We start from the raw sequence: 16,479 nt of genomic DNA, 5'->3' as shown, positions 1-16,479 counted from the left end.
ATTGTTGAGGAGCAAAAAACTGATGAAACACCCAATCTGGTTCTGTTTAAGCCTGCTGGCAGGTTTACAAATTCTAATAGTTTCAAATCTCGAAGCAGCAGACTCGGTTTATCAGTACAACAGTAGCAGCCCGTTGTTAGGTGATATCACTGGTTATACGAAAACCGATTTGACTTTAAAACGGGGCACGAAAAGCGTAAAAATTCCCGCAAATGAAGTTGAACGGGTTCGGTGGGATGGTGAACCGCCACAATTGAATATTGCTCGGAATCAAGAACGGAACGGAAACTACGCTGCAGCATTAGAACAATATAAAAAGTCGCAGGCAGGTGGCAGCGCCAACCTCAAGAAGGACTTACAGTTCATGATTGCCCGGGCGACTACCAAAAGTGCACAATCAGATGCCGCTGCTTTGGATAACGCTATTAAAATGCTCGATGCATTTATCAAAGCCAACGGTGATCATTATCAATATTACCCGGCAACAAAATTACTGGGAGAAGCCTATCTGGCAAAAAAAGATTATGCTGCAGCAAACAAAGCATTCAGTACTTTGGAAACATCCCCATGGAAAGACTATCAGATGGATGCCAAAAATCTGAAAGCACGCGTTCTACTCGCACAAGGGAATGTCAACGGTGCGTTAGCGGCGTTCAATGCCGTCGCCAAAATGGATGCCAAATCAGAGTCAGAATTAGCCGGTAAAAGAGCAGCACAATTAGGTGGTGCCTGGTGTCTGCAAAAAGAAGGTAAGCCTAAAGAAGCGATCAAGAAGCTCGATGAAATCATCAAGAGTGCCAATTCCCAACAAAGCGCATTGCTAGCAGAAGCCTACCTGAGAAAAGGAGACTGCTATCGCGAATTAGGAGAGTCCAAAGAAGCATTAATTGCCTATCTCCATATTGATGTTCTATTTCCTTCGGAACCAGCAGTTCATGCCGAAGCCCTTTATCGCCTTTCTACATTATGGGGAAAAGTTCAGAAACCCGAACGTGGTGTTGAAGCCCGTGCTGTCTTGCAACAGCAGTATCCCAATAGTGAATGGACGCAAAAAGCGGCAAGAAGCTAATTTTTTAGTACGAATGTCAGATTGCTGGAAAGATTCAGTCAGTATTCCCTTTACAATGCAATTTTGACCTATAAATAATGAACGAAGTTAAAAATACTTCAAACTTGAATCACAACAAATCCACGATTTACACTCCTTTCAAAAGACCGGAGACCACAGCAATGATGATGGGGAATTCCTTGGAACGGAATCAGATTTCACTGGCTTATCGTAGCCTGAGTATATTACTTCTCTGCGCAGTTGTTTTTACACCAATTGGCCTGAACTCAAAAACCTGGGCATATCAGGACGAAAAAACTCCCGCCCCCGCCGCAGGCGAGGCACCTGCAGATGATGAAGCAGCCCCGGCAGGCGAAGCACCTGCAGCTGGGGGAGAAGCTCCCGCAGCAGAAAACCCTCCGGCAGAAAATGGTGCTCCGGCAGTAGCAAAGGAAAGTTTTCTGTCCTGGATGATTCGTGCTTCAGGCTTCTTCGGTTTAATCCTGCTCTTACTTTCGTTTTTGATGGTCGCTTTGATCATGGCGAATGTTCTCTCGATTCGACGAGATAATATGATGCCTCCCGATTTGATCGGAGCCTTTGAAGAAAAAATCAATAGTAAGGATTATCAAGGCGCCTATGAATTAGCCAAAAGCGATGATTCATTCGTTGCACGCGTTTTAGCAGCTGGCTTGAGTAAGCTAAATCAAGGTTATGCGGAGGCTATTGAAGGCATGCAGGAAGTTGGGGAAGACGAAAACATGGCAATGGAGCACAAGCTAAGCTACTTGGCATTGATTGGAGCCATCGCTCCTATGATTGGATTGATGGGTACTGTTTACGGTATGATTTTGAGTTTCCAGACAATTGCAAGTTCTGCAACTTCGCCTAAACCCTCTGAATTGGCAGACGGTATTTCAACAGCATTGTTTACGACTCTGGAAGGTTTGACTGTCGCAATTCCAGCAATGATTTTCTATAGCCTGCTAAGAAATCGTGTCGCTCGATTTTCACTGGAAGTAGGAATGATTAGCGAAAGTCTAATGAACCGTTTTTCTGCTAATAGCAAATAGAGTCTGAATGAATCAATAGAATCATTGCAAACACGATTCAGGAATTAACTCTGTTTGAGTGGAGAGCTTTACAATGCGAATTAAATCCCAAAAAGCGGCAGTCGCTGAGATCGACATGACGCCGATGATTGATATTGTCTTTCAATTAATCGCCTTTTTTATGGTGATTACCAATTTTGAGCAGATTCAAGCAGATGAACGAGTAAAACTTCCCTCGGATTCTTTGGCTAAACCTCCTGAAACCAAAGCAGCTGATGAACTCGTTTTGAATATCGGCTTTGAACGTAATCAGGAGGGTGAAATTACAGATCCTCAGGCTTATGTTTTTTATACTGGTGAAAAAATCCCGGTATTAAAATTTGGACCAAAACTGGAACAGGAAGCACGTATCTACAAACAGAAAAACCAGGATCCGAATGATGTCCCCGTGAAATTAAGGTCAGATGCTCAAGTGGACACAGGATTGATACAAGACCTTATCAAGCTCGCACAGGAAAACGGTTTCACGAAGTTTTCTTTTGTAGCAACACAAAAGACACAGTAGCCAATTATTTTTGAGACATTCTGTAGATTCTACAGACCTCTTTATTGCAGGATCATATTCCTATGAAGTTACGTAGTTCAGGGCGAGAAGCAGAAAAGATCGAGCCGCAGATGGCACCGATGATTGATGTCGTCTTTCAGCTTTTGATCTTCTTTATGTTGACACTGAATATTGTTGAACCGGAAGGTGACTTTAACGTCAATATGCCAATCACCGATGATTCTACCCCTTCCGATGAATTGCCTATGTTTGACATCAAAGTCCGGCTTGTGGCTAATGAAGATGGATCACTGAATACCATTCGACTGGGACAGGTCAATTTGGGAAATGGTCCGAATGTGTTTGCTGGTTTGAATAATGAGATCCTGAAAATTATCGGCAGACCCGGTAATCCAATCACAAAAGATATGGAAGTTGAAATCGAAGCCGACTACAACCTGCATTTTGAATATACATTGAAGGCAGTCAGTGCTTGCACAGGTCGGCTTGATTCGTCGGGAAAACACATTATCCGTTACATTGAGAAAATCAAATTTGCGCCACCTGTAGGCGGTCCTGCTGCTGGAAGCTAAATTTCAGCTTTCAAACCAATATGAGTCTATCCTGGCTAGCAGGTCAGTTAAGATGCTTCCAGTTTTGCCTGAAGGCATCTTTTAGCATTTCTATGACTTCGGCAGTTCAATGAGAGCCTTTGTTCCTCCCGAAAACCCGTAAAGATTCAAACTGACTGGTATTCATTGAATCAATCCTGGAACCTTTGCACTTCTTTTTGCGTCTGATGCAGTAGCAGGAATTGAGTTCTTCGAGTCCTAATGCAAAACTATCTGTATGTCTACTCCTTGAATTCCAACAGAAATTGAAGTTGAGATTCACAATCTATATACAGAGATGTCTGAGAATAGAAATCGCGCTCTTCCACTGAAAGACACTGATTACTTGTGTATTTATCGAGATTAAGTTGCAGAATCAGTTGATACTGTTTCCTTTTCAGTGGCGTGAGTAAATTTGATTAGCTATAGTGTACGATTATTATTTTCTCGTTACGAGAAAGTAGTTTGATATAACAGCTTAGGTTTTCAAATTTGATATAACCGAGAATTGAAAGCTGCAATATGTTGTGTGTTTGGGAGATCACACAATGATTTTGTTGCTTCGACATCTGTTAGCAACAACACATCCATGACGTTTGTTTGAATGATGAACTTTTAGTAAAGGAATAGACGAGGTCCTTAAACTAAATAAAAGCGATCTTGGTATGTGGAATTGTTAATAGATTGAACTAGTCTGTTTTGTGTAGATAACGCACTATCAGTTAAGTTCATCAGGAAAATCAAATCAATATTTTGTTGGTTCAATTTTTTAAAACCTGTTATTGTCGATGTCAAAATCATTCCCAAACTCTCTGGATGTCTAACACCATTTTCTGGAGAACAGGAATGTTTCTGGAGCATGTCCGAATTAAAATATCGGGCCTGAACAGTCTTTTGTTAAAGTGGGAGTTGGCGTGGGGAGAGTTAATGGGAACAAATAACTAGTACCATTGTCTTAAACTCAAAGTGACCCATTTAAAATGCTATTAATAAGTATCCGAGTGCTTTATGCTTTTGTTTGTGCAGGGGCAATTGCAACCTATGTCAGTTCTAATCCCCCCAGTCCTGTCGATCAATATCCTCTGGTCGCATTTGTGCTCTTGATGATCTTTACCCAGGGAGTCACCTGCCTGGACCTGCTCATTAGTCGAAAGCGCATCGAAGTCATTTCAGCCATCTATTTTGGATTATTGGTAGGGGTGTTGCTTAGCTATCTACTCATACAGGCTCTGGGACCTGTGATTTCAAAGACACCATGGGGTGAAGGAGTGGTGATGATTACCACTTTGACGCTACCTTATCTATGTATTTCTTTTCTTCTACAAACCAAGGATGATTTCAGGTTCATTGTACCTTATGTGGAATTTTCCCGAGAATTAAAAGGAGGACGTCCTTTGGTCCTCGACAGTAGTGCTCTCATTGACGGGCGAATTGCCGACGTCGTCGAAACCAAAATTCTGGATTCAGAAATGATTGTTCCCGACTTTATTCTGAAAGAAGTACAGGACATTGCTGATAGTAGTGATAAAGTACGTCGCGTTCGAGGACGTCGTGGATTAGATATTTTATCTACTTTACAGAACAATCCGAATGTGGATATCTCTATGCACGAGGCTAAGGAAACAGATAAAGAAAAGGGGCTCACCGTCGATCAACGACTAGTCGTGGCTGCGAAAAAACTTGGTGGGAAAGTAGTGACGAATGACTTTAATCTGAATAAAGTCGCCAGCGTACAGGGAGTTGATGTGATCAACCTTAACGATGTGGCAAACTCTCTGAAACCACGTTACCTGCCTGGCGAGCATCTTCAATTAAAGATTATAAAAGAAGGAGAGTCGCAGGCTCAAGGCGTAGGCTACCTGGATGATGGAACGATGGTAGTTTGCGAACAAGCAAACCATTTAGTAGGTCGCGACGTTGATGCTGTTGTCACAAGTGTTCTACAAAGTAGCGCGGGCCGTATGATTTTTGGACGCGTGACCGAAAGTCGTTAAAGCCTCTCTGTAATGCTTCCGGAACGAAACGGACTGAAGCGATGAGCTCCCGGAAAACAAACCGAATCGGAATTGCCGTTGTCGAATATCAACGGCATTTCTTGATTGGGATCCGGGATGTACACTCTCCACTTGCAGGTTTTCATGAATTTCCAGGTGGAAAATGTGAATCCGGTGAGTCAGCTCAGCAATGCGCGGTAAGAGAATGCCTCGAAGAAACGGGCCTTGAGGTCACAGCTTTGGAAGAATTACGTTATGAAGAGCACGCATATGATCATGCTGACGTTCAACTGCATTTCTGGTTGTGCCAACCCGTTCAGATGCAGGCAGTATTCACCGATCAAAGTCTGAAGGGATTCCACTGGATTCCGGCAAAACGTCTCACAGATCTACGATTCCCTGAAGCCAACGGGAGTCTCATAGAACTCCTCGTAAGCACTTATGTTTCAGAATGATAGCAGTTCTATCTGATACAGTGCATGACTTTGATCACTAACATCAATCAACGTTTATCGAATTTGACTTCCCATACCTGTGGCCTAGACTTCATGAATGTTAATAACTGCTGTTTTCTCAGTCATTTATCATGTATAGACGGGTTCATTCTGTATGGGTTATTCAATCACTCAGACAACTCCGAGTGACGATCATGAAGAACTACTTTCGTTGATTAATCGGAATTTTAAGAAAACTGATTCTCAATGGTTTAACTGGTCTCATCAGCAAAACCCGTTTGGTGATAACTATTGCTGGTTAGCCAGAGAGGAAGCTGGCAAACTAGTTGGTTCGACCGGTTTATTGCCCCGTCGTATGAGTTCATCGAAACAACCTTTTTTAGTGGGTCAGGCTGAGGGAATCAATGTCGATGAAACACATCGTGGCGCTCAAGCTGCACTCAAACTGCAACGCGCTTTAATTTCCCATTTACCAGAAACAGAATTTGATTTCGTGTTTGGGATGACAGAGACTGCCGCCGCAGTTTTTAAACGATGCCGATATCAAGAAATCGGAAACTTTCAAAATTGGGTAAAACCAATTCGAAGTGAGTACAAATTAAAAGACAAAATTCGAACTACGATCTTGAGAAAAGGCATTTCATCTCTCGTTGATCTCTCACTACGAATTTATTCTCTCGAAACAAGAACGTTTTTATCTCATCGTATCAAAGTCAACTTTGATGCACCGATTGATGAACGATTTGGGACGTTGTTCTCTGAATATTCTGATGGAAGCTTTATGGTAGAACGAACTCGTGAATTTCTGGAATGGCGTTTTCGCCATGAGCCGGACACACGATTTCATATTCTGACGTTAGAAAATCCACAACAGGAACTGTTGGGTTATTTGGTTTACGTTTTGGGAGAATCTGGTCGAAATGGTGATTATGCCGCAGGAATCCAAGACTTCTTTTGTCGCGATCAGAAATCATTGAAACAGATGTTAGCAATATTCTGCGAATATACACGACAAATCGGGATCGATTCTATTGTGCTTAATTATTTTGGGAAGAAAGAAGTCATGAAACTACTGACAAAATTTGGGTTCTTTCAAAGACGCTCAACCATTAGAGTCTTTGTGCATGCCAATCAGCATAAGCCAAATTTTGATATCAAGCCCATTCTTGATTCTGACCGGTGGCACTTAACGAATGCCGAGCTGCTATCGTAAAAAGAGGTCTCTTGCACTACCTGATAAACCTTACCTACTACCCTCCCGTTTGCTGTCTACGCTGTTCACGCGCGAGGATTTCAGCAGCGGCAGAGGTGTTGCTGTTGAACTGCGCAGTGGCCAATGAGGGAATTCCATACCCGAATCCTTTCAGAGGATTAAACCAGATTTGGCGTCCTGTGAGAGGATCTAAACAATACGTGTAACCATCAACAGATGCAAATAATTGGTCATCGTCTACTAAAATCGAAACATAATTCGACCTGCCTTTTGGTGTTTTCCAATTCCAGATCATGTCGCCCGTGTCCCGATCCAGTGCAATCACGCGTGAGTTAAAACTTACGAAAAGCAAATCGGCTATCGAAAACGATTGAGGTTCTTTGGAGCGCCTACGTGAGTCTTCCATATCGTCCAGAAAACCGTCGCTCATATAATCCTCACTTACGTTTAAAGCACCCGAACAGACAAACAAGTATCTTTGTTCGATCTACCCACCTTTTAAGAACGATTGTCCGATCTCAATCAATAGGACGAATGACGGGCTTGGCAGTCGTTTTATCTTCATTCAATTTAGTGGGGCCCAAAGAAGGATCGATGGCAACGGCACGTTCAAAATCTTCGGCGGCCTTTTTCAGTTTGCCTTGTTTCTTAAGTGATTTTGATCGCATCAGATAGGCCTTCGCTACAATTTCATCGATCCGTTTGGCTCGTTCGAAATCACGCAGTGCATGTTCAATATCACCGCGTTTCATGAAAGCATCACCACGAATTGAATAGGCTTCTGGATTCGGTTGTATGTTTATGGCTCGAGAACATTCCTGAATACACCGATCAAGTTTGTTTTCTTCTAAATAAAGTGCACCACGAATGTAATAGCCACGCCCAGTATCCTGGGTTAGTGAAACAATCTTCGCATAGTCCTGCATTGCTTTTTCACGCATGTCTGACTCCAGATAAAACTGTGCACGCTCTAATACGAGATCTACATCCTTAGGTGACTTGGTAATTCGATCGTTGATGATTGCCAGTCTTTTCAACCAATTAATTTTTTCTGCATCTGCCTTAGCCTTTTCAGGTTGATTCATCTTCTCATAAACAACCATCCGCTGTTGATAAAATTTCAGGTTCTGGGGGCTGAGTTGAATCGCGGTTGTAAAATCTTCTGCTGCCTTTGCAAATTCTTTTTGTTTCTGCCAGGCCAGTCCACGATTATCATAGGCATTCAGATATTTCGGTTCTCGCTTGATTACTTCATTTAAGGTCTCAATGGCTTTGTCGATCTCATTTAGATTCATCAACGCAAAACCCAGATTGTTCATTGCATCAAGGCTATCCGGTTGGATGCGTAAAACCTGTTCGAAGTCAGCTCGCGCCTCCTTTATTTTTCCCGATGTTGCAAACAACAAACCACGATTGTTAAAAGCCTGGAAATCATCTGGATTGAGTTCGATGGCCTTCGAGAAATCTTTGACCGCCAATTCACCGCCACCGCGTGTCGCAAAAAATATCCCCCGAGTCAGATAATACTGACCATTTTTAGGACTCATCTCAATCGCTTTTGTAAGATCAATTATTGCATTGGCGTCCTGTTTCAGGTCAGCCCATACACTCCCACGATGAAAATAGTATTTCGATTCGTGTGGATTGAGATTAATCGCCGTAGTTAAAATCTGAACGCTATTAGCAAATTCCCTTTTTTTTAGCGACTTCATTGCTTGAACAAAAAATTCCTCTGCTTTTTTCACAGTGGCTTCGTCTACAGTACTCGAATTTTGAGAAATCTGCTGCGTTGACTTCACAGACTCTTCTGTATGAGCTCCACTTTTGGAGGTTGTATCACTTTTGGCCTCTTGATTTTGCGATACATTCTCTGTAGCTTGATTTGACTTAACTGCTTTCTCTGAAGCCGTTTGTGCATCAGCCCCACAGCCACTGAGCACACATAAACCGACTAGCATCCCTGCAATTTGACGATTCATTTTTATTCCGCCTACTTTGTATACGACGCATTTTTGCATAAAATAGCAATACTTGACCCAAGGCTTGTAAAAAGACATGAAAAATCTGTCAATCCCAATTGATTTTTATCTATTTTTCATGAATGGACGTTGCAGTCTGGATCTTTTACAATCCTTGAATTTGAAATCGAAATCTGAGCATCAATATACCTTAAAGGACCAGCAACTTGCAGTTACCACGGAATCCAACAAGAGCAGTGAAGATTGGTGCAATTACAATTGGAAACAAGAATCCAATTGCTGTTCAAAGTATGACCGCGACGAAAACCAGCAACATTGATGCAACCGTCGCCCAGATTCATTCACTGGAAGAGGCTGGAGCTGATATCGTAAGAATTGCTGTAGATAATAAACGAGAAGCAGCCGCACTCATCGAAATTCGAAAACAGACGACTGTTCCTCTATCTGTAGACTTACAGGAAAACTACCGATTGGCGGAAGTCATCGCCCCGTATGTCAACAAACTGCGTTACAACCCGGGACATCTTTATCATCATGAGCCGGAAAAACCCTGGCAGAAGAAAGTGGAATTTATCGCAGAAGTTGCAAAAGACAATGATTGCGCGATCCGCGTTGGCGTAAACTGTGGTTCAGTCGATCCGGCGAAACTCGAAAAGTATGATCCTGATGACTCTATCTCTCCCATGCTGGAAAGTGCCTTTGATCATTGCGAGCTTCTGGAATCCATTGATTTCACCCGGTTTTGTGTCTCGCTAAAGGATTCGGATCCGGCAAAAGTAATTGAAGTGAATACGCGGTTTGCCACACAACGTCCCGATATCCCACTCCATTTGGGCGTAACGGAAGCCGGTATGCCTCCAGATGGAATCATAAAGACAAGAATGGCCTTCGAACAACTCATCAGTAAAGGCATTGGAGATACGATTCGCGTTTCCTTAACCGTTCCCAATGATCGAAAAGGAGAAGAAATCGAAGCCGGGCGTTCCATTCTGGAAGATATTGCTGCCGGGCGCGTACGAACGGTTGTTAATTTTGCTCAAGAAGGCATTAATATCATCAGCTGTCCCAGTTGCTCTCGTGTGGAAAACGAGGTGTTTGTTGATTTGGCAGCGGATGTCAAAAAAATGACTGAATATGCCAAGGAGCATAAAATTACAATTGCAGTCATGGGTTGTCGAGTGAATGGTCCTGGAGAAACAGATGATGCAGACCTCGGCCTCTGGTGTGGTCCTAATTATGTCAATCTAAAGAAAAGAAGCGAGTCTTTAGGCCGATATTCCTATGATGATATCTTACCTCGCCTCAAAGGTGAATTGGATTTACTCATCGAACAACAATCGGCAAAAATTTAACTGTCTGCTTCACTTAATATAACAAACATTCCTATTCCCAGAACCACACTTTCTATTAAGGCATGGATGTAAGTCATGGCCAATTCTAATCCTTCTATCGATTTAACAACTGCAACCATTCTGATTTTTGGCGCCTCTGGTGATTTGACAGCCCGAAAATTAATTCCCGCATTGTATGACCTCTGGAGCGAAGGGTTTCTTTCAGCAGATCTTCCCATCATAGGCTTGGCGCGACGGTCAAAGACAGACGAACAATTTCGAAACGAGCAACGCGATACGGTTTCGAAATTTACTCGTACGGGCACTGTGACAGATGAAAAATGGGCTCTCTTTTCCAAGCGACTGTTTTACCGTGAAATTGATATCACAGCTGAAAGTGATCATGCAAAACTGAAATCTTCAATAGAAGCGGTTGAACGTGAAGTTCTCGGAGACATCATCACCAAACGTGTCGCTTATCTGGCAACAGCACCCTCTTTATTTTATCCAGCCGTTAATGCACTATCCCAGGCGCAGATGGTACCACGCAATTCAGGAGAAGAGTGGTTGCGTGTTGTCATTGAGAAACCGTTTGGCCACGATCTTCAGTCTGCACAGGAACTGAGCCAGCAATTAAGCGAACTCTTGGATGAAGATCAGATTTATCGAATTGACCATTATTTAGGTAAAGAAACTGTTCAGAATATTCTGTTGTTCCGATTGAGCAATTCGATTTTTGAACCCTTATTAAATCGCAATCACGTTGATCATGTACAAATCACAGTTGCAGAATCACAGGGAATTGAACACGGGCGGGGTGGCTATTATGACCGTTCGGGAGCGTTACGAGACGTCCTACAAAATCATGTTCTACAACTTTTATGTTTAATTGCCATGGAACCTCCCGCGCTTTTCAGTGGAGAGGAAATTCGTGATGAAAAACTGAAAGTCTTGAAAACGCTCTCACCAGGAACCAAAGGTGATATTTCCGAATGGGCTGTCGCCGGCCAATATACAGCGGGACAATCGTTTGGACAGGCAGTCCCCGGGTATCGGGAAGAAGAGCGCGTGCCTGCAGACTCTCACCGGGAAACCTTTGTCGCAATGGAAGTAATGGTCGAAAACTGGCGATGGGAAGGGGTTCCCTTTTACTTGCGGACGGGCAAGAGAATGCCTGAACGAGTCAGTGAAATTGCCATTCAGTTTAAGCACCCACCAATGAATCTCTTTACGACCGTAGAATGCGATGGTGATATCTGCTCGCTGGTTGAACGAAAGCCGAATGAACTCATTTTCCGCATCCAGCCTAAAGAATCGATTTCCATGAAGTTCTCGACGAAACGTCCTGGTATGCAATATCAGATTCAACCCGTTGAGATGGATTTTGCATTTGAAGATGCTTACCACAAAAGCCTGCCCGAAGCTTATGAGCGATTGCTGATGGATGTGCTGCGCGGTGATTCTACTCTCTTTACTCGGAGTGATGAACTGGAAGCTGCCTGGAAGTTTGTGACACCAGTTCTGGAAGAATGGGAAAAGACAGATCAGACTCCTGAGCCTTATTATGCAGGAACCTGGGGACCATCGAGTGCGATGACACTTTTAAATAAATCAAAACGCCACTGGCGCACTCCGTCGGCTAGTAAAAAAGAATAGTGTTAGATTTCATCTAGCTTTAACACTTGTGATTATTTTGCATCATGGTTTTGAAAACGATCCAAGAGCTGCCGCAACGGTTTTTGAACCAACAGAAATAGCAATATTCCTAACAGTGCCCCCACAGTATCAGCTACCCAATCATCGATACTTGGCTGACGTTTTAACACCGGAATCCCCTGTAGCAACTCATCCACGACTCCAAACAGACTGACTCCCACAAATACAGCGAATAATCGTTTGAAAGTCAGCTTGTCCCATTTGAGCGACAACCACCATGTCAACAGAAATGAAAGACCTGCATAAGCGAGAAAATGTAGTGGTACGTCAGTTCCCTGGGGGAGTGTCCCTTTTTTTAACGGGATATGAGTCGCCGTAAATAACAGGACCCAATAAAGGATGACCGCAGTGCGGATCAACGCTTGATAACGATTCATAACATCCTTGAAATTCTGTTTCGCATTCAGAACTGTATTGAGCAAAAACTCTTAAACGGTGTACGGCGACTTCAACCTGGCTGCTGGATTCGCTTCCAAATAACTAGCTATACGCTCTGTTCTGGAAATGGCTTCCGGGATGAAATCGATTGCTTTTTCCAGTCGATCATTCGGTTCTGCACAACTGAAACGCAAAAATCCATGACCAGCTTCTCCAAAACATTCTCCCCCCAGACAAGCAATACCGAATTCGTCATCGGCACCTTCTAATAAGTAGAGTGCCAGTCCGTGACTTGTAATGCTCAATCTGTTACAGACAGGGGCCACATTCACAAAGACATAAAATGTTGCATTGGGATCAAGGGCATGAAAATCATCGATCTGATTCAATTTATCCGTTAGCAGAACAACCTTCTCTCTGAATTTCAACATGACTTCATCACGCTCTTCGGAATCACAGTTCAACGCAGCTGCACCAGCAAGTTGCACCAAAGGAGGTGTACACGAAAGTGTGGTGTTAACCATTTTACCAATGGATGTAGCAACCTCTTCCGAAGCCACACAAAATCCTAACCGCCAGCCACTCATACTATAAGACTTGCTGAATGTATATGCGGAAACACATTGATCCATCATCCCTGGTTGAGCCAAGATAGAGTGATGTTTTCCTTGCCAGACCATATGGCAATACGGTTCATCGCTAAACACAGCAATATTTTTACCACGGATTAAATCGGCAATTGCTTTCAGGTCGGATTCCTCAATGACCCCTCCTGTGGGATTATGAGGCGAGTTCAGGAAGATGGCCTTCGGAGCAGGATCCTCAGACAGAAACTTTTCAATGTCGGCAAGGTCGGGACGGAAATCATTTGACTGCTTCAGATCCGACAGAACCATACGTGCGCCGCGACGTTCAATGTTTGGCAAGTAAGTCGGGAAATAGGGGCTAAAAACGAGTACGCCATCGCCGGGATTCAAAAAGGCTTCACAAAAGAATTGCTCAAAAACTTTGGCACCAGGTCCAACAACAATATTCTCTGGTTTCGCGGCTACCTGAAATTCACGCGAGACAAAATCGGCAGCCGCCTTACGGAATTCGGGAATTCCAGGAGAAGCACAATAATGTGACTGGTTATTTTGAATCGCTTCAATACCTGTTGATTTTGCAGAGGCGGTACTGTCAAAAGGACTGTCTCCCACTTCCAACTCGACAACATCTTTGCCTTCTGCTTTTAACTGCTTTGCAACAGCCAAGACACTAAAAGCTGTTTCGACGGTAAGAGACTGAGCAAAATCGCTTAATGATAGAGCCACGAAGGATTCCCCTTTGATCTTGAAGTTTTCTGGAAGCACAATCGATGATGACTACTTTATAGGGGTATCCCCAATTTTGAAACTGGGCCAGCCCTCATTCTAAAAAACACTCTTTATTTCGTTGAAATTGCCTGTGCCAAAGGACGCAAGACCTGATCGATGACATATTCATTCATCAATTGGTCTGATTTTTCTTTCAGATCCAGCATGGTCTCTTCTAATTTTGTTTCTGCTGAGAGACTACCATACTGTCTTAGCGTAAAGAATACGGAAAGTTGCTCATCGGAATAATCCTCACGTCTGACCTGATAGGCATTTGTACGAGTCTCAATTAACAAACGCGCCTGACAACGACAGGAATCGTCCAGACTGAGCGTGATTGATGGTTCGTAGTTCAGCGGCCGTGCTCCAGGAATCTGTAACAGGCTGTCAATCGCCTGATTCGACCCTAAGGCTTCGGCCACTAAAGCATCATGATTCCCACGATAAGAAAAATCAAAGCCCACGACATAATCTAGCGCTTCACAATCGAGAGGACTGATTGACAGCATATAAGGAACCAGTTCCAACATTAATTTATGTTGCTTCAAACAATCATCCGGATCTTTGGGTGAAAAGTACCCACTACTCACGCGCTGAGGTTCGAGAGAAATCCAACGTTGCTGCCCGGTCTCTTCTTTGTCTTCCTCAAGAATGAAACCGTTTTCGCCGCGGTTATAGAAATTTCGCATGGTTGGAAAAGATTTTTGCACCCGCTCAAAAAAATTCAGCACCGTTTCCCGAGATGAAGGTAGCGTCATTTCCGTGCATAAATTCAGATTGGTAAAGTATTCGTCGGACAACATGCTGTATGGATGCATAATCACTCTATTATCTTGTAAATTCAGTTTTATATGTTCTAAAATAAACAGCGGTTATTTTGTACTTTTGAGTCAAATCTATTCTATCGGAGAATTCCAGATGGGTCAAAGAACTGTTTCAGTTCCCAAATCGATTTCTAAAACAGCACAGAAAGGCACTTCTAATGAGTCATTTTCATTAAAATTATCGATTTTTTCTACGGAAATCGGTTGGTGTGGACTCATGGGAAATTCCGAGGGCGTAGAAAGACTATTGATGGGGCACCACTCTGCCGCTGATGTTCGTCAAGCAGCGAATCAAGTCTGTAAAGAAAACCATGACGAATCCATCAAAATGTTCGAGGAATCAAATTGGTTTCCAGATTTGTCAGAGAGACTCCAAGATTATTATCAAGGCGCGGTTGTCGAATTTCAGGACGTCAAAGTCAGTCTACCTCACATGACAAAATTTCAGACACGCGTCATACGAGAACTTAAAAAAATAGGTTATGGAAAACAGATCACATATGGAGAACTCGCTTCCAAAGCAGGAGCGCCACGTGCCGCGCGTGCTGTGGGAACCGTAATGTCCACAAATCGAATTCCGATTATTATTCCCTGTCACCGTGTGGTCGCTTCAGGTGGAAAATTAGGAGGGTTTTCTTCACCTCAGGGAACATCGCTCAAACAGCACTTGCTCACACTGGAGTCAGAGGCGATTCAGTAGTAATTTGACCGAAACCTAGATTGAGTGCAAAGAGAATACTTTTCTGCTTGTAATTCAAGCAGATCTTCGGGATCGTATTTCTGATGCTGTTGCATCAGTTTGGGGCTGCTGCGGATTAGGGCGCTGGGTTTTCTGTGAGTCCTGTTGGTCGAGCATGGCTTGCTCAAATAAGAAGATTCTTTGTGACAGACGATCAATACGACGGCTCACTGAAGATGAAGTCTGTTCCATCCCTGCTGAAACGAGAGTAATGACTCCCAGAAAGAGTAGCATTTGTCCGGCAGTGCTGATGAGCCAGCCTGTGGAAGCATAGTTTGCAGGTCCGCCATAATAACCCCATAAAACGAGTGTGGTTCCAATTGTTAAAACAGCCACACCACCATATGCCATTAATTGACCAACCAACCCCAACCAGTTCGGGCTTTGCTCATCGTCTTCGATCAAATCCTGAATATCACGATAATCAGATCGCAACCGTGGAACGGCCGTTTGTTGAAATGAAATTGATTCCTCGTGTATAGGTTCGCTTTCTAACTTCTGCTCTACAGGAATTGGTGTTTCCTGATAAGGAGTATTTGAAACTTGTGCGTGAGTTGATGTAGGTTTCTCATTTATTTGTTCCTTCACAGCAGCCTGTGGTGGAACATTTTCAAGGTCATTTTTTTCCGATTGCTCAAAGGGAGAAGAGGCAAACTGCGGACGTGACTCTACCTTGCTCAAAGGACCATACGGATCCAGGATCTCACGATTCGACCAACGTGCAAGCAAATTCCGGGCTTCCTGAGTCTTATCGCTAATTCGTGTAGCTGCTGTCGTTCCCAGATCATTGCCACAGATTGCGCAATGGACCCGCTTGGAATCGGTAGAAACTTCTGCAGCCACATCTGACTGGCAACTTGTGCACCACATAAGGCACCTGATTTTTATAACTTAATAGTACGAGAGGGTTTGAGATATGTTTGAAGATAGGACTGATTTGGAGAGAGGTACTGATTATCAACACTTGAGCATTTCATGCAATACCGTTTTTAACTCTCACGACGGAAGACCATGATTCTTCAATTCAGCAAACTGCTGTTTGAGAGAACTGGAAAAAATTTTCAGAGTGTGAAATAGACCACAGATTGAGCTCTGTGACACGGCAATACTGATTACGTAAGTAATGGGAAGTGAAACATCACGAACCAAACCAAAGGCATTATTTTAAATGACAGGACAAAGGTTTGAATGGTAGTCTCACTCACAACGATAAAAATCCAACACAAAAAATTTCCAGGAG

Annotated in this window: 16 protein-coding genes; 10 read left to right on the top strand and 6 right to left on the bottom strand. The window is 43.3% G+C overall.

All coding sequences use genetic code 11. The features are described 5' to 3' along the window. Window positions 1-22: 22 nt before the first annotated feature. The 7 genes from V144x_RS04555 (at window position 23) to V144x_RS04525 (ending at window position 6,917) form a co-directional block, all read left to right on the top strand. Complete coding sequence (locus V144x_RS04555; protein WP_144982039.1) at window positions 23-1,069, top strand: tetratricopeptide repeat protein; 1,047 nt, start codon at window positions 23-25, stop codon at window positions 1,067-1,069. A gap of 161 nt (window positions 1,070-1,230) precedes the next feature. Beyond that, window positions 1,231-2,121, top strand: coding sequence for a MotA/TolQ/ExbB proton channel family protein (locus V144x_RS04550; RefSeq protein ID WP_144990683.1), 891 nt, complete (start codon window positions 1,231-1,233; stop codon window positions 2,119-2,121). A 73-nt stretch (window positions 2,122-2,194) separates the two neighbouring features. Then, on the top strand, window positions 2,195-2,665 hold the full coding sequence (locus tag V144x_RS04545; protein ID WP_144982036.1) for an ExbD/TolR family protein: 471 nt from the start codon (window positions 2,195-2,197) through the stop codon (window positions 2,663-2,665). 62 nt (window positions 2,666-2,727) lie between these two features. Continuing rightward, a complete protein-coding gene (locus V144x_RS04540; protein ID WP_144982033.1) occupies window positions 2,728-3,237 on the top strand; it encodes an ExbD/TolR family protein in 510 nt (169 codons plus the stop codon). Between the two features lie 998 nt (window positions 3,238-4,235). Next, on the top strand, window positions 4,236-5,249 hold the full coding sequence (locus V144x_RS04535; protein WP_144982030.1) for a PIN/TRAM domain-containing protein: 1,014 nt from the start codon (window positions 4,236-4,238) through the stop codon (window positions 5,247-5,249). A 41-nt stretch (window positions 5,250-5,290) separates the two neighbouring features. Then, entirely contained in the window at window positions 5,291-5,704 is a 414-nt protein-coding gene (locus V144x_RS04530) for a (deoxy)nucleoside triphosphate pyrophosphohydrolase (RefSeq protein ID WP_144982028.1), read from the top strand. Window positions 5,705-5,858: 154 nt separating this feature from the next. Then, the gene (locus tag V144x_RS04525) at window positions 5,859-6,917 is read left to right on the top strand and encodes a GNAT family N-acetyltransferase (RefSeq protein WP_144982025.1); all 1,059 of its coding nucleotides are present in this window, start codon (window positions 5,859-5,861) and stop codon (window positions 6,915-6,917) included. A gap of 37 nt (window positions 6,918-6,954) precedes the next feature. On the opposite strand, the gene V144x_RS04520 is transcribed toward V144x_RS04525, so the two are convergent. Both V144x_RS04520 and V144x_RS04515 read right to left on the bottom strand, forming a co-directional pair. Next, a complete protein-coding gene (locus tag V144x_RS04520) occupies window positions 6,955-7,347 on the bottom strand; it encodes an outer membrane protein assembly factor BamB family protein (protein WP_144982022.1) in 393 nt (130 codons plus the stop codon). An 88-nt stretch (window positions 7,348-7,435) separates the two neighbouring features. Then, window positions 7,436-8,896: a tetratricopeptide repeat protein gene (locus V144x_RS04515; RefSeq protein WP_197998755.1), complete on the bottom strand. Its 1,461-nt coding sequence runs from the start codon at window positions 8,894-8,896 to the stop codon at window positions 7,436-7,438. A 206-nt stretch (window positions 8,897-9,102) separates the two neighbouring features. On the opposite strand from V144x_RS04515, the gene ispG reads away from it, so the two are divergent. Continuing rightward, the gene (ispG, locus tag V144x_RS04510; RefSeq protein WP_144982016.1) at window positions 9,103-10,248 is read left to right on the top strand and encodes a (E)-4-hydroxy-3-methylbut-2-enyl-diphosphate synthase; all 1,146 of its coding nucleotides are present in this window, start codon (window positions 9,103-9,105) and stop codon (window positions 10,246-10,248) included. A 75-nt stretch (window positions 10,249-10,323) separates the two neighbouring features. Continuing rightward, window positions 10,324-11,883, top strand: coding sequence for a glucose-6-phosphate dehydrogenase (zwf, locus tag V144x_RS04505; RefSeq protein WP_144982013.1), 1,560 nt, complete (start codon window positions 10,324-10,326; stop codon window positions 11,881-11,883). Between the two features lie 32 nt (window positions 11,884-11,915). Here the strand turns inward: zwf and V144x_RS04500 are convergent, their stop codons facing one another. The 3 genes from V144x_RS04500 to V144x_RS04490 all read right to left on the bottom strand — a co-directional run bounded on the left by V144x_RS04500 (window position 11,916) and on the right by V144x_RS04490 (window position 14,494). Next, window positions 11,916-12,320: a VanZ family protein gene (locus V144x_RS04500; protein WP_144982010.1), complete on the bottom strand. Its 405-nt coding sequence runs from the start codon at window positions 12,318-12,320 to the stop codon at window positions 11,916-11,918. 51 nt (window positions 12,321-12,371) lie between these two features. Continuing rightward, window positions 12,372-13,634, bottom strand: a complete 1,263-nt coding sequence (locus V144x_RS04495) for a pyridoxal phosphate-dependent aminotransferase (protein WP_144982007.1) — start codon at window positions 13,632-13,634, stop codon at window positions 12,372-12,374. Window positions 13,635-13,747: 113 nt separating this feature from the next. After that, complete coding sequence (locus V144x_RS04490; protein ID WP_232102713.1) at window positions 13,748-14,494, bottom strand: hypothetical protein; 747 nt, start codon at window positions 14,492-14,494, stop codon at window positions 13,748-13,750. Window positions 14,495-14,594: 100 nt separating this feature from the next. Here V144x_RS04490 and V144x_RS04485 point away from each other — a divergent pair, with 100 nt between their 5' ends. Continuing rightward, window positions 14,595-15,200 (top strand): methylated-DNA--[protein]-cysteine S-methyltransferase, encoded by a 606-nt coding sequence (locus V144x_RS04485; RefSeq protein ID WP_197998754.1) that lies wholly within the window; start codon window positions 14,595-14,597, stop codon window positions 15,198-15,200. 54 nt (window positions 15,201-15,254) lie between these two features. Here V144x_RS04485 and V144x_RS04480 read toward each other — a convergent pair whose 3' ends face one another. Continuing rightward, on the bottom strand, window positions 15,255-16,109 hold the full coding sequence (locus V144x_RS04480) for a hypothetical protein (protein ID WP_144982001.1): 855 nt from the start codon (window positions 16,107-16,109) through the stop codon (window positions 15,255-15,257). Window positions 16,110-16,479 lie beyond the last annotated feature (370 nt).

Source organism: Gimesia aquarii, from assembly GCF_007748195.1.
Classification (GTDB): domain Bacteria; phylum Planctomycetota; class Planctomycetia; order Planctomycetales; family Planctomycetaceae; genus Gimesia; species Gimesia aquarii.
This window is presented reverse-complemented; position numbering and strand designations above follow the sequence as displayed.

Coding starts and splice junctions, on each gene's coding strand:
- V144x_RS04480 (WP_144982001.1), bottom strand. CDS start 16,109: ATGTGGTGCACAAGTTGCCAGTCAGATGTGGCTGCAGAAGTTTCTACC.
- zwf (WP_144982013.1), top strand. CDS start 10,324: ATGGCCAATTCTAATCCTTCTATCGATTTAACAACTGCAACCATTCTG.
- V144x_RS04540 (WP_144982033.1), top strand. CDS start 2,728: ATGAAGTTACGTAGTTCAGGGCGAGAAGCAGAAAAGATCGAGCCGCAG.
- V144x_RS04525 (WP_144982025.1), top strand. CDS start 5,859: ATGGGTTATTCAATCACTCAGACAACTCCGAGTGACGATCATGAAGAA.
- V144x_RS04535 (WP_144982030.1), top strand. CDS start 4,236: ATGCTATTAATAAGTATCCGAGTGCTTTATGCTTTTGTTTGTGCAGGG.
- V144x_RS04530 (WP_144982028.1), top strand. CDS start 5,291: ATGAGCTCCCGGAAAACAAACCGAATCGGAATTGCCGTTGTCGAATAT.
- V144x_RS04545 (WP_144982036.1), top strand. CDS start 2,195: ATGCGAATTAAATCCCAAAAAGCGGCAGTCGCTGAGATCGACATGACG.
- V144x_RS04515 (WP_197998755.1), bottom strand. CDS start 8,896: ATGAATCGTCAAATTGCAGGGATGCTAGTCGGTTTATGTGTGCTCAGT.
- V144x_RS04520 (WP_144982022.1), bottom strand. CDS start 7,347: ATGAGCGACGGTTTTCTGGACGATATGGAAGACTCACGTAGGCGCTCC.
- V144x_RS04550 (WP_144990683.1), top strand. CDS start 1,231: ATGATGATGGGGAATTCCTTGGAACGGAATCAGATTTCACTGGCTTAT.
- V144x_RS04555 (WP_144982039.1), top strand. CDS start 23: ATGAAACACCCAATCTGGTTCTGTTTAAGCCTGCTGGCAGGTTTACAA.
- V144x_RS04490 (WP_232102713.1), bottom strand. CDS start 14,494: ATGCATCCATACAGCATGTTGTCCGACGAATACTTTACCAATCTGAAT.
- V144x_RS04485 (WP_197998754.1), top strand. CDS start 14,595: ATGGGTCAAAGAACTGTTTCAGTTCCCAAATCGATTTCTAAAACAGCA.
- V144x_RS04500 (WP_144982010.1), bottom strand. CDS start 12,320: ATGAATCGTTATCAAGCGTTGATCCGCACTGCGGTCATCCTTTATTGG.